The sequence below is a fragment of the Streptomyces sp. 6N223 genome (genome assembly GCF_052246635.1).
Lineage (GTDB): Bacteria > Actinomycetota > Actinomycetes > Streptomycetales > Streptomycetaceae > Streptomyces.
This window is the reverse complement of record NZ_JBQQCA010000051.1, coordinates 42805-55509: the sequence shown is the minus strand read 5'-3', so window position 1 is coordinate 55509 and position 12705 is coordinate 42805. Positions and strand designations below refer to the sequence as shown.

General features: G+C 73.7%; 12 protein-coding genes. 4 read left to right on the top strand and 8 right to left on the bottom strand.

Going from position 1 to position 12705, the window contains the following annotated elements; all coding sequences use genetic code 11:
* Positions 1 to 55: 55 nt before the first annotated feature.
* Positions 56 to 2794 (bottom strand): ATP-binding protein, encoded by a 2739-nt coding sequence (locus ACTWQH_RS25745; RefSeq protein WP_443289128.1) that lies wholly within the window; start codon positions 2792 to 2794, stop codon positions 56 to 58.
* Between the two features lie 139 nt (positions 2795 to 2933).
* Here ACTWQH_RS25745 and ACTWQH_RS25740 point away from each other — a divergent pair, with 139 nt between their 5' ends.
* From ACTWQH_RS25740 to ACTWQH_RS25730, 3 genes are all read left to right on the top strand, one after another.
* A complete protein-coding gene (locus ACTWQH_RS25740; protein WP_443289127.1) occupies positions 2934 to 3515 on the top strand; it encodes a cysteine dioxygenase in 582 nt (193 codons plus the stop codon).
* A gap of 99 nt (positions 3516 to 3614) precedes the next feature.
* Positions 3615 to 4052, top strand: a complete 438-nt coding sequence (locus ACTWQH_RS25735; RefSeq protein WP_443289126.1) for a VOC family protein — start codon at positions 3615 to 3617, stop codon at positions 4050 to 4052.
* A 7-nt stretch (positions 4053 to 4059) separates the two neighbouring features.
* Positions 4060 to 4302 carry a hypothetical protein gene (locus ACTWQH_RS25730; RefSeq protein ID WP_443289125.1) on the top strand — a complete coding sequence of 81 codons (243 nt, stop codon included), beginning with the start codon at positions 4060 to 4062 and terminating at the stop codon, positions 4300 to 4302.
* A gap of 94 nt (positions 4303 to 4396) precedes the next feature.
* Here the strand turns inward: ACTWQH_RS25730 and ACTWQH_RS25725 are convergent, their stop codons facing one another.
* The 7 genes from ACTWQH_RS25725 to ACTWQH_RS25695 all read right to left on the bottom strand — a co-directional run bounded on the left by ACTWQH_RS25725 (position 4397) and on the right by ACTWQH_RS25695 (position 11584).
* A complete protein-coding gene (locus ACTWQH_RS25725; protein ID WP_443289124.1) occupies positions 4397 to 5992 on the bottom strand; it encodes an alkaline phosphatase D family protein in 1596 nt (531 codons plus the stop codon).
* Between the two features lie 64 nt (positions 5993 to 6056).
* Complete coding sequence (gene argS / locus ACTWQH_RS25720) at positions 6057 to 7850, bottom strand: arginine--tRNA ligase (protein WP_443289123.1); 1794 nt, start codon at positions 7848 to 7850, stop codon at positions 6057 to 6059.
* A gap of 151 nt (positions 7851 to 8001) precedes the next feature.
* On the bottom strand, positions 8002 to 8271 hold the full coding sequence (locus ACTWQH_RS25715; protein ID WP_443289122.1) for a hypothetical protein: 270 nt from the start codon (positions 8269 to 8271) through the stop codon (positions 8002 to 8004).
* A gap of 118 nt (positions 8272 to 8389) precedes the next feature.
* Positions 8390 to 9451, bottom strand: coding sequence for a serine hydrolase domain-containing protein (locus ACTWQH_RS25710; RefSeq protein ID WP_443289121.1), 1062 nt, complete (start codon positions 9449 to 9451; stop codon positions 8390 to 8392).
* Positions 9448 to 10419, bottom strand: a complete 972-nt coding sequence (locus ACTWQH_RS25705; protein WP_443289120.1) for a DUF6895 family protein — start codon at positions 10417 to 10419, stop codon at positions 9448 to 9450. The genes ACTWQH_RS25710 and ACTWQH_RS25705 overlap by 4 nt, the downstream gene beginning before the upstream one ends.
* Positions 10420 to 10449: 30 nt before the next feature.
* Positions 10450 to 11256, bottom strand: coding sequence for a hypothetical protein (locus tag ACTWQH_RS25700; protein ID WP_443289119.1), 807 nt, complete (start codon positions 11254 to 11256; stop codon positions 10450 to 10452).
* Positions 11257 to 11377: 121 nt separating this feature from the next.
* Complete coding sequence (locus tag ACTWQH_RS25695; RefSeq protein WP_443289118.1) at positions 11378 to 11584, bottom strand: hypothetical protein; 207 nt, start codon at positions 11582 to 11584, stop codon at positions 11378 to 11380.
* 352 nt (positions 11585 to 11936) lie between these two features.
* On the opposite strand from ACTWQH_RS25695, the gene ACTWQH_RS25690 reads away from it, so the two are divergent.
* Positions 11937 to 12698: a VOC family protein gene (locus ACTWQH_RS25690; RefSeq protein WP_443289117.1), complete on the top strand. Its 762-nt coding sequence runs from the start codon at positions 11937 to 11939 to the stop codon at positions 12696 to 12698.
* Positions 12699 to 12705 lie beyond the last annotated feature (7 nt).

Genomic DNA, 12705 nt, shown 5'->3' with positions numbered 1-12705 from the left:
GGCGGCGCCGGCCGCGACCGCCCGGGCGGCAGGACTGCAAGCTGAACAATCGAGGCTAGCGGGCACGAGATCCCGTGTGGACAACCTCCAGCGCCGTGTACTCCGCCCGCCCCTCGTCGGCGCGGTCGGGCAGGAGGAGCAGGGTGCAGGCGCGCTCGATGCGAGCGTCCAGCCGCTCCCAGGCCCCGAGGGAGCCGAGCAGGGCGGCCGGGTCGGCGTGCGACCGGCAGGCGGCCCGGGCGAGGCAGGCCGCCGCCCATGCGTTCTCGTCGGCGTCCGGTGCCGCGGCCGAGAGGCGCTTCGCCGCGTCGGGCAGCCCGGCGGCGGCCGCCAACTCCGCGGCGGCCGCGCGGGCGTAGGCCGCGTACACGTCGCCGGGCACGCCGTCGGCGAAGGCTCGCGAGACCAGCGCCTCGGCGTCGGCGAACTCGGCGGTGTGCAGGGCAAGCCGGGCCTCGACGAACGTGACGGCGGCCGGCAGCACCCCGCCGCCGGCCACCTCCGTGATCCGCGCCCGCCACAGCGCCAGCGATGCGTGCTCCCCGAGCAGGCCGTACGCCAGGAAGGTGCAGGCCACCGCCGGGGCCATCCAGAGCGGGGCCGGGCGGCCGGCGAGCTCCCACTGGTCCCACATCCGGCTCGCGTGCTCCACCGCCTCGTCCAGCCGGCCGGTCAGCACCAGCGGCGGAACCAGCCGGCTGGCCGTGATGTGCGTGTGGCGCAACAGGTCGTCGTCCAGGCCCGCCCGCGCCGCGGCCAACCCGCCGGGCAGGTCACCGATCATCATCGCGTAGGCGCACGCCCGGCCGAGGGTGTTGCAGATCTCCGGCGCGTAGTACGGGTCGTCGCGGTCCATCAACGGCAGCAACGCCAGCCGCTCCCGGGTGATGCGGTAGGCGTCCCGCAGCCGTCCGGCATGCAGCGCCGCCGTGCCCGTCGCGCAGAGCCCGGCGCTGATCAGCGCCGGATCGCCGGCCGCCCGCGCGGCCCGGACGGCCTCGGCGGCCAGCGCCGGGTCCGGGCTCGCGTCCCCGGCCAGCCATGCGGTCGCGGTGGCCAGGACCGCCGCGACCACCGGATCATCGGCGGCACCGGCACCGGCACCGGCCGCGATCGCCTCGTCCAGCAGCCCGTGCAGGCGGTCGCGGGGGATCGGCGTCTCGAACGCTTCGGGGTAGCGGGCCGCGGTCTCCACCGCCCGAGCCAGATCGACCGCCCGCTCCGCGCCGCCCTCACGCGCCGCCGCGGCCAGCAGCAGCTCGAAGACATGCTGGTTGGACGTGGTGCTGACGTGCGCGCAGCCGGCCGCCGTGCGCAGGTCGCGGGCCGCCTCGGCGGGCGTGGTCGCCCGGGTGGCGGCAAGCCGGTAGTGCCCGAAGGACTCCATGAGGTACCGCCGCGCGTAGCTCAGGTGCGCCAGCGACGCGGCGAGCCGGTGGGTCACCGGATCGGGCTCGGGCGCCGCCGCGGCGATGGCCGCCCGCAGGTCGGCCGCGGTGGCGTCGAAGTCGTCCCGCCACGCGCCGTCGAGGCGGCCCTCGAGCGCGAACGCGGTCTCGGCCGCCCAGCGCAGATGGCGTTCCCTGGTCGAGGCGCCCTCACCGGCGAGCTCCAACTGCTCGAGCGCGAAAGCCCGGACCGTTTCGAGCAGCCGCCACCTGCTCGGCGTGCCCCTCAGGTGCACCACCAGGGTCTTGTCCACCAGCCGGCCGAGCAGGTCGGTCGCCCCGGCCCGGTCACCGGCGATGGCGACCGCGGCGGCCACGTCGAACGCCCCGGCGAACGCGCCGAGCCGGCGAAACAGCGCCTGCTCCTCGGCGTCGAGCAGCTCGTAGCTCCACGAGATCACCGCGCGCAGCGAGCGGTGCCGCTGGTCGCCGCCCCGGCCGCCGGACAGCAGGCGCAGCGCGTCCTCCAGCGCGGCGAGCAACCCGGTGGCGCCCAGCGAGGCGCTGCGCGCGGCGGCCAGCTCGATCGCCAGCGGCATCCCGTCCAGCCGGGCGCACAGCTCCGCGATCACCTCCGGCTCGGCGACGAACTCCGGATCCGCGGCGAGCGCCCTGTCGCGGAAGAGCCGTTCGGCGTCACCGGCCAGCGGCAGCGGCGCGATCGGCACGGTGCGCTCGCCGGGGATGCTCAGCCGCTCGCGGCTGGTCACCAGGATCCGGGTTCCCGGGCAGGCGGCCAGGATACGTTCGGCGAACGCGGCCGCCTCCTCGATCACGTGCTCGCAGTTGTCGAGCACCAGCAGCGACCGGCCGCCGCCGAGCCGCGCCGCGACCGCCTCCTCGAGCGGCTGGTGCGAGCCCTCGGTCACACCGAGCGTGGTCGCCACCGCCCGGGCCACGAACCCCTCCCGGACCGGGACCAGATCCACGAACGCCCCACCGGACGGAAACGCCGGCCCGGCCGCCTCGGCCACCGCGACGGCCAGCCGGGTCTTGCCGACGCCACCCGGGCCGAGCAGGGTCACCAGGCGGGCGTCGTCGATCGCGGCCAGCACCGCGGCACGCTCCGGCTCCCGCCCGACGAACGTGGTGGTCGCCGCCGACGGCAGGCCGGCGAGGCGCCCCGGCTCCCGCCCGCCGGCGCCGGCCTGCCGGGCCAGCTCGGCCAGAGCCCACCGGTCGCTGAACCCGTACTTGCGCAGCAGCGACGACACGTGGCTCTCCACCGTGCGTACCGAGATGTGCAGGCGGTTGGCGATCTGGGCGTTGGACAGGCGCGCCCCGATCGCGGCAAGCACCTCCGCCTCCCGCTGGGAGATCCGGCCGGTGCCGGGCAGCTCAGCCACAGCCGCGTCATCCCCTCACTCGTAGCCGTCTCCGCGAACCCATCCGTGGACCCATCCGTGGTGGACGGCGGCTGGCACGGATGCCCCGGGATCCCGGTCGGACCGATGCTGGACACAGCCGACCCCGAAGGAGGGCGTCATGACCACCCTAATGTCCAACCCGATGTCGAACCTGGTGTCGAACCCGGTGTCGAACCCGCGCAGCGAGCTGGACCAGCTGATCGTCGCGGTGCGCCGGGCCGTCGCCCGCAACGCGGACTGGCGGCAGACCGCGGTTTTCGTGGCCGACGCCCTGCGCCGGCACATGCCGCCGGCCGACCTGCTGCTCACCCCCGCGCAGCGGATCGGCGAGCGCGGCACCCACAGCAGCCAACGCCTGCACGTCGAGCCTGACGGCTCGTTCTCGATGGTGGCGATCGTGTGGCAGCCGGGGGCGGTGACCAGGATCCACGACCACGTGACCTGGTGCGTGTTCGGCGTGCTGGAGGGTGTCGAGCACGAGGATCTGTACACGCTGTCCGAGGACGGCACCCACCTGCTCGAGGCCGGCGTCAACCCCAACCTGACCGGCGAGGTCAGCGCGTTCGCCCCGCCCGGCGACATTCACCGGGTGCGCAACAACTCCGAGACCACCGCCGTCTCGCTGCACATCTACGGCACCGATCTCTCCCGCATCGGTTCCAGCGCGCGGCGCTGGTACGACCTGCCGGTGCGGGGCTGACAGCGGTGTACGCCCTGGTCGGCGCCGCACCGGTGGCAACCGGCGGCGCGGCCTCCGGGACCCGCACGACGAAGAACGTGACCAAGAAGGAGCACTGGCATGACGATCCAGCGGATGGACAACGTCAGCATTGTTGTCGACGACCTTGAGGCCGCTACCGCGTTCTTCCTTGAACTCGGCATGGAGCTGGAGGGCGAGGCGACAGTCGAGGGCCGGTCGGTGGACCGCATGGTCGGCCTCGACGATGTCCGGGCCGACATCGCGATGGTGCGGACGCCGGACGGCCACGGACGACTGGAGCTGACGAAGTTCCACTCGCCGACGGCGGTCGGCGCTCAACCGAACGCACCGGTGAACACGCTGGGCATCCGCCGCATCATGTTCGCCGTCGACGACATCGACGACATCCTCGCCCGCCTGCGCGCCCACGGCGCCGAACTCGTCGGCGAGGTGGCGCAGTATGAGGACAGCTACCGGCTCTGCTACGTCCGCGGCCCCGAGGGCATCCTCGTCGCGCTGGCGGAGCAGATCGGCTGACGGGTCCGTGGCGGCCGAACTGGACGTCGTCGATGGCATCCCGGACGAGTATCTGGAAGCGAGCGGCACCTACAAGATGACGCCCGAGCAACGGGTCGAGTGGGAGGCGGAGGTGCGTTCGCTCTACCGCGACGGCATGGTCCGGATCGTCGTGACCCCGACGTGGGCGAAGCTGATCGACTTCGAGACGACCCTGCCGAGCCCGGTCGAGGAGCTGATCCGGCAGCGGGAGGAACGCCAGCGCGCCTGAGCGCCGCGCGGTCGCCCGCGCCTCACACCCCACCGCGCGGTGGGGTCTGCCCGGAGCCGAAGGCGTTCTCAGCGGTGTGTCGGGGCGCCGCTCGTCACTGGCCCACCAGGCCGGGATGGAGGGTCTTGGTGAAGACCACGCCGCCGCCGAGCTCGCGCAGGCGGACCGTCAGCTCGCCGCCGTCGCCGTCGATCTCCACCTCGCCGTAGAACTGGTAGCCGCCCAGGGGGTTGCCGAACTTCTCCGGCGCCTTCACGAAGACGCGCTCGGGGCCGAAGGTGGCGTCCAGCTCGCTGGCCGGGCCGGTGCCGGCGTTGAGTGGGCCGGTGACGAACTCCCAGAACGGCTCGAAGTCGGTGAACGCCGCCTGTGCGGGCTGGTAGTGCTGCGCGGACGTGTGGTGCACGTCGGCGGTCAGCCACACCGTGCCGGTGATCCGCCGGTGCTTGATGTGGCGCAGCAGCTCGGCGATCTGGAGCTCGCGGCCCAGCGGGGCGCCGGGATCGGCGTTGGCGATCGCCTCGAAGTCGGTCTCGCCGTCCGCGATCACCAGGCCCAGGGGCATGTCCGCCGCGATGACCTTCCACACCGCGCGGGAGCGGGACAGCTCGGCCTTGAGCCACTCCAGCTGCTCGCGGCCGAGGATGCCCTGGGTGTCCTCCGGCTGGCGGTTGGGGGAGTTGGCGTTGCGGTAGGTGCGCATGTCGAGGAGGAAGACGTCCAGCAGCGGGCCGTAGCGCATCGCCCGGTATATACGGCCCTGCCGGGAGGAGGGCGAGATGGGGAAGTACTCGAGGAACGCCTGGCGTGCCCGTGCCGCCAGGACGTCGACCGACTTCTCGGTGTAGCGTTCGTCGTCCAGGATCTCGCCGGGATACCAGTTGTTGACCACGTCGTGGTCGTCCCACTGCGCGACCGTCGGCACCTGGGCGTTGAACCGCAGCAGGTTCTCGTCCAGCAGGTTGTAGCGGAAGTTCCCCCGGAACTCGGCGAGGGTCTCGGCGACCTTCGCCTTCTCCTCGGTGATGACGTTCCGCCACACCCGCCCGTCCGGGAGCTGCACGGTCTCGGTCAGCGGATTGTCGGCGTAGATCGTGTCGCCGCTGAAGAGGAAGAAGTCGGGGTCCAGGCCGCGCATTTCCTCGAACGCCCGGAAGCCGCCGATGTCCGGGTTGATGCCCCAGCCCTGCCCGGCGAGGTCGGCGGACCACGTGAACCGCACCCCGTCGCGCCGGCGCTCGGGCGCCGTGCGGAAGGTCCCGGTCGCGGGCTCGCTGGTGAGCCCGGGGTCGTCCGGGTCGGCCAGCAGCACCCGGTAGTGCACCTGCTGGCCGGGCGGCAGGCCGGCCAGCGCGGTGGTCCCGGTGTAGTCGGTGCCGGGGGCCAGCAGAGGGCCCTGAAAGCGGCGGGCGTTGCGGAACGACTCGGTCGCCGCGGTCTCGACGATCATGCGGGCCGGGCGGTCGGAGCGCGCCCACACCAGCCCCGAGGTGCAGGTCACGCTCCCGGCCTGTACGCCCCACCGCGCCTCGGGACGCCCCGACCGCTTCTGCGCGGGCGCGCGGTTGGCCATCGCGGGCAGCGCGAGTCCCGTCAGCCCGGCCGCGGCCACGGCGGCGGCCCCGCCTCCGATGACCGCGCGGCGCCGGGCGACGCGCCTCGAACTCGCCCCGGATATCGGCTCGTTCATCGCCGTTCCCTTCGATCAGGTCGATGGGGCCTCAGCCTAGTTCGTGTCCGGGGCGGTGGGCCTGTCACATGCGCTCGGGCGCCGTGATGCCGAGGAGGCCCAGGCCCCGGGCGAGGGTGGCGCGGGTGAGGTGGCACAGAGCCAGGCGGTTGGCGCGGCTCCCGGGGGTGTCGGCCTTCAGGACGGGGCAGGACTCGTAGAAGTCGGTGAACGCCTTGGCCAGGGCGTAGAGGTACGCCGCGAGGCGGTGGGGCTCCAGGGTGGCGGCGACGGCGTTCAGGGTGGCGGCGAACTCGTCCAGGAGGAGGGCGAGGGCGCGCTCGACGGGCTGGAGGGGGACGTCGGGGACGAAGCGCGGCGTCGCTTCAGTGGCATTGGCCCTGGCCCTGGCCTTGGCCTCGGCCTCGGACCTGCGGAGGATGGAGGAGATCCGGGTGTGGGTGTACTGGAGGTACACGCCGGTCTGGCCGCTGAAGGAGACCATGCGCGCGACGTCGAAGGCGTAGTCCTTGAGCCGGGAGGTCGACAGCTCGGCGTACTTCACCGCGCCGACGCTCGCCACCCGGGCGATCTCCTCCAGCTCCGCCGGGGCGAGGCCGGTCTCCCGCTCCGCGATGATCTGCCGGGCCCGGTCCAGGGCGTCGTCCAGCAGGTCGGCCAGCCGGACCGTGCCGCCCGCGCGGGTCCGGAACGGGCGGCCGTCCGGGCCGTTGACCGTGCCGTTCTTGACGTGGACGGCCTCGGTGCCGTCCGTCAGCCAGCCGGCCCGCCGGGCCGTTCGGAAGACCATCTCGAAGTGCTGCGCCTGCCGGGCGTCCACGGCGTACAGCAGCCGCGTGCCCTTCAGCTCCCGGATGCTGTAGCGGATGGTGGCCAGGTCGGTGGCGGCGTACCCGAAGCCGCCGTCCCGCTTGCGCACCAGCAGCGGCACCGGCTGGTCGTCGGGGCCGAGGATGTCGTCGAAGAAGACGACGAGGGCGCCCTGGCTCTCCTGAAGGATGCCCTTGTCGCGCAGTTCGGCCACGACGTCGTTGAGCCAGGGGTTGTAGAAGGACTCGCCCTTCACGTCCTCGGGAGTGAGGAGCACGCCGAGGCGCTCGTAGACCCGCTGGAACGCCCGCTGCGACTCGCCGACGATCTCGCGCCAGACGGCGGTGGACTCCTCGTCCCCGGCCTGCAGGGCGACGACGCGCCGCTGCGCGCGTTCCTTGAACGCCGGGTCGGCGTTGAACGCCTCCTGCGCGCTCCGGTACAGCGCCTGGAGGGCGGAGACCCCCTCGGTGCGCCAGTCCCATCCAGGGCGTTCGAGGATGTGCTGGATGAGCATCCCGAACTGGGTGCCCCAGTCGCCGATGTGGTTCTGCCGCACCACCTCGGCCCCGAGGAAGCCGAGGACGCGGACGAGGGCGTCGCCGATCAGCGTGGAACGCAGGTGACCGACGTGCAGCTCCCGGGCGACGTTCGGCGCCGAGTAGTCCACGACCACCCGCTGCGAGGTCTGGGTGGGGGGAACGCCGAGCCGGGGGTCGGCCAGCCGCGCGGCGAGACGTTCGAGGAGGGCCGCGTCGGAGAGGGAGATGTTGAGGAAGCCGGGGCCGGAGACCTCGACCGAGGTCAGCCACGGCAGGCCCTGGCCCGCCAGGCGGTCGCGCAGCGTGGCGGCGAGGTCGCGGGGCCTCAGGCCGGTGCGCCTGGCGAGCGGCAGGGCGGCGTTGGACTGGAAGTCGGCGCGGTCGGAGCGTCGCACCAGCGGGTCGGTGTTCGCCAGTTCGGCGGGGAGGGCCTCGCCCATCGCCGCCGCTACGGCGGCCTCCACCTCGTCGGCCAGTGACCGGACCTGCTGGGCCTGCTCGGCCATGTGCGCACCATCCCTTCGGCTCTGTTCGATTCGTCCCTTCCTACCGTGGGCGCGGGCCGGCCGGCGACGGGTTTTAGGTTGGGGCGCGCATGAGGCGGGGCGGGCATGAGGCGGGGGCGGATGGCCTTCGCCCCCGCTCCGACGATGCGGGTCAGGTGGCGAAGATGAGGTACAGGTCCCAGCCGCCGGCGTCGGCGGGCTCGCAGGCGAAGTCGTCGGCGCCGCCGGGGTGGGTGGGGTAGAGCCATGGCTGCGCCGCGGCCACGCACTCGTCGTAGGTGGGGTAGGTGTCGTGGTACTGCCAGTAGTCCATGACGCTGACGTCTGAGGCGCCCGGTGCCGCCGCCGCCGTCCCGCCGGCGAGCGCGACGCCGACGGCCACTGCGACTCCAACCACCGCCGTGCGCAGGCGAGTTCTCATGGAATGCCTCCCTCGGGCAGAGTGACTGCCGCTCATTAAACGGGGAGGTGGGGCACACGACAAGGCGTCTTTGAAACGTTATACGCACTCCTGCGGAACGGGGGGCGCGTGGGTGCCGCTATGCCTGCCGGGCCTGCCGGGCATTCAGCGCCTCCGTCTGCAATGACCTGAGCAGACCGTAGGCCGTCTGGATGAAGGGCGCGCGGAGGGTGGAGGTGCTGGTGTTGGCGAAGGCGGCGAGGGCGGTGCCGGTTTCCGGGGAGAAGCCGGCGAAGGAGGTGAAGCCGCGGCTGCCGCCGGAGTGGAAGTAGACGCTGTAGGTGGGGAAACGCCGCAGGTTCCAGATCAGGGCGGTCTGCTGGTGGCCGGCGTGGGCGAGGCGGGGGCGGAGGACCTCGGCGACGGCGCGGGCGAGGGGGGCGGGCGGGCGGAGGTGGGCGTGGAGGAAGCGGAGCATGTCGTGGGCGGAGGTGCAGACGCCGCCCGCCGCCGGGAGGCCGTAGGTGGTGGCGGACGGGATGGGGTGACCGCGCCGGTGGCCGGGGGCGAGGGCGGCGGGAGCGGCGGGGGCGTTGGGGGTTGCGGACAGGACGGCGGTGTCGCGGAGGACGAGGGGGGCGGCGATGCGGGTGGCGACGAGGTTGGGGTAGGTGTCGCCCGTGGCGTTGGCGAGGAGCTGGCCGAGGAGGCCGACGCCGAAGTTGGAGTAGCGCACGCGGCGTCCGGGGGCGGGGCGGGGGCGGATGCGGGCGGCTGCGTGGGCGAGGTCGGCGGCGGTGTAGTCGGCGTAGGGAAGGGTGTACCAGCGGGGCAGGGCGGAGCGGTAGAGGTTCGGGGGCAGGCGCGGCAGGCCAGAGGTGTGGGTGGCCAGGTGGAGGAGGGTGATGTCGCCGGCGCGGCCCCGGCGGGGGCGGGCGTGGGGCGGGAGGTGACGGGTGATCGGGTCCGTGAGGCGTACCTCGCCGCGCGCATGCATCTCGGCGAGGAGCAGGCCGGTGAAGGTCTTGCTGAGAGAGCTGGCCTCGAAGCGGGTGTGGGGGGTGCAGTCGCCGAGGCAGGCGGTGTGGAGGCGTTCGCCCTGGATGGTGGCGAGGGCGATGGCGGTGGCGCGCGGGGCGGCGGCGGCGAGGGCGGCGAGCCGCTGTCCTGGCTCCCCGGCACCGGTGCCGGTGCCGGTCACCGGGTGCTGCCCAGGGCGCGGGAGAGGGCGAGGGTGCCGGCGATGGCGGCGACGACGGTGGGGTGGTGGTGGGCGAGGAAGATTTCGGCCGGGTCCTCGGGCAGCGGCCGGTCGTCGTGGGGCATGAGCCCGTCGTCGTGCTGCACGGCGGCGAGCCGCTGCCACGGCTCGGGACCGCAGACCGGCTCGTCCAGGCAGGCGTCGACGATCAGCAGCTCGCAGATGAGGTCCCACTGGCCGACCTCCGTCCACGCCTCGACCCAGACGGGCAGCCAGAGGCGCAGGTACTCCTGGAGCGGCTCGGGCAGGCCGTCGCGGATGGCGCCCCAGTCGGTGAGGTGGAAGACGGTGTGCGTGACGCAGTAGGCGGTGAACCAGTCGACGGCCCACGGCTCGGGGGTGCCGCCCAGCCAGGTCGCGTCGGCCAGCGCGCGCCAGTCGCGGTCGTCGTGGCCGCGGTGGGCTTGGTGGGCAGGGAGGCCGCGGCGGGCGGGGAGGCCGACGATGCGGGCGGCGTTGGCCACGGCCAGGCGGCGGTTGGGCATCACCTCGGCCGCCTGGGCGGTGCGCAGCGGGCGAAGGTGAGCGAGCAGGCGTTCGAGCCGGGGGTGGCGGTAGCCGGCGCGGGCGAGGTGGGCGTAGAGCTCCAGCGGGTCGGTCATGTGGGGGTGGCGGAGCTGGCGTTCGTAGAGCAGGTCGCCCTCGCGGAGCTGCTCCCAGGCGAAGTCGAGGAGGCGGCGCGCGGTCTCCGCCTCGCGGGGGCCGGTGACGCCCTCGCGCAACGCCAGCGAGGCGACGAGCGCGGTCTCGCCGAGCGGCTTGTAGTCGTGGTCGGGGTCGGTCATGGAGATGGTGATGTCGGCGGGCAGCGCGCCGAGGGTGTGATGCTCGCCGAGCCAGGCGAAGGCGCGGCCGGCGAGGCGGTGGGCGGTGGCGGCGATGGGCGCCGTGGGCGGCGTTTCGCTCATGAGGGCTCCCCGGAGGAGGTCGGGTGAGGGTCAGGCGAGGGTCAGGACGCGTCGGCCGATCTCGGCCTCGAGAACGGTGCGGGGCTCGACGCCGCCGAGGAGCAGGACGTGGTCGAGCAGCGGGCCGGGCTCCAGCGGCAGCGGGTGGCGGCCTTCGACTTCCAGCAACGCCAGCCAGCGGCCGAGGCGCGCGGCGAGGGCGTGGTCGCGGCGCAGCAGCGCCCAGGCGGCGCCGCGGGCCAGCGATACGCGGCCGTGGCGGGCGGCCTCGTGCACGGAGGTGTCGATGCCGGGGAGTGCGAGGGGTGAGAGCTGAGCCATCGTCACCGACCAGGCGCGCCAGGCGGGGGGGTCGGAGTCCGGCGGCGTGGGCGTGGGTGCGGCGTGGGGGGCGGGGGCGTCCAGGCCCGTGAGCTGGGCGAGGACGTGGTCGCGCCAGGCGGCGATCTGGGCGTCGCGGTTCGCGTCGTCGTCGGCGTCGGCGTCAGCGGGGGCGTTCGCCGTGGCGTTCGCGGTGGCGTGGGCCGGGGGGAAGAGGCGCAGGGACTCGGCGACCACGGCGGCCTCGATCATGGGCGGCGCCGAGCGGGTCAGGGCGTGGGGCGCGAGCGCGTCGGCGCCCAGGATGCGGACGGCGGCCAGGGCCGGGCGGGGGTCGGGGGCTGCCTCGACGAAGTCGGCGAGGTAGTGCGGCGGGCCGGGGCCGGGGCCGTGGCCGGAGTCGGGGCCGGAGTCGGGGCCGGTGTCGGCGCTGAGGGCGCCCAGGACGTGGGTGGCGAGCACGGCGGCCGACTCGGCGAAGTCGGTCCGCGTCCGCGCGGCGTCGGCGTTCGGCATCCGGTGGATCACCTCCGCGGTGGGCGGTGTGTCGGAGCGGCGGGGCATGTTAGGGGCACGCGGCGACGGGCGCATCCCGAGGGGAGCATCGCCAACCGCGCGCCGGTGGTGCCGGTCGGAGCTAGACCTTCTTCGGTGCCTTGGGCTCCTTGGGCTCCTTGGGTGCGGCCACCAGCAAGGCGAGCACATGGCCGCCGGCCTCGGGGGCGAAGCGCGGAGCGTCGCTCGTCGGCGCCTCTCGCTGGAGCGCCAGTCCCAGGACGGCTTCCTGCTCGGCCGGCGGCGCGAGCCCGGTGGCCTTGGGCCGGGTTATCTGGCGGTTCGCCATTGTTCTCTCCTCTCGGATCGTTGTGAACGAGTGCCGCGCAGGGGGGCGCGACCTCCTCTTCACGGTAGACAAAGTTGGATAAAAGGCACAAATGCTGGATTCTGCACCATGTGAAAAAGGAGAAACACTTGAAACTCGAACAACGCGCGCGACGCCGCAGGTGTGCGGGCGGCTCGTTCGGCGTCGGGCACGTCCCAAGGTCCAAGCCGCGGGCGGGAACGCCGGGTTCGAGCCGTCGCCGGTGTGAACCACGCGCGTGGCGGCCGTAGCGCCGAGTCTTGCGGAACGCCATGAACTGGCGTGCCATGAACGGAGGCCAAGACCGAACGGAAGACCCGACGAAGGGTGTCTCATGCGCCATGTCGAGATCGGCGTCAGCGACGTCGGGCGCTCGCTGGACTTCTACCGCGGGCTGCTCGGGTTGCACCCTGTCCCCGCACCGCCCGCGCCCGGCGTTCACTGGCTCGGCACGGGAGGCGACCAGGCCCTCGTGAAGCTGGTCCAGGCCGCCGAGAACAGCACCCTCGGCGGCTGGTCAGGCGACGACCTGCAACGCGGCCTGCGCCACGTCGGCTTCAAGGTCGGCGACGTCCGCCGCCAGGCCGAGCGGCTGCGCGCCGCCGGGGTGGAGTTCACGCTCGAACCCCTGCGCGCGGTCGGCGACGTCACCATCGCCTTCTTCCGCGACCCCGACGGCACCCTGCTGGAGATCATCGACGGGCACCTGCACTACCACACCGTCTACGACGAACGTCTCGCCGCCCGCGAACGCCGTGCCGCCGAGGCCCGGCCGCCGGAGGCCGGGCCGGTCCTCGACCACGTCGCCGTCACCGTCGCCGACCGCGACGCCGCCCTCGCGCTCTACCGCGACCGGCTCGGCTACCCGCTGATCGGGCGGCTGGTCCACGACCAGGATCCGCGCGGTTTCGCCATCGACTATCTCCAGGCGGGCCCGGCCGTGCTGGAGCTGTTCACCTTCGCCGCGCCCACCGCTCCCCCGCCGCCCGGGCCGGACGACCGGCGGCTCGGGCTGCGCGGCATCGCCACCGGACTCGGCCCCGGACTCGGCCCCGGCGTCCCCGCCGACCCCGACGGGGTCCGGCTCCTGCCCTGACAACAGT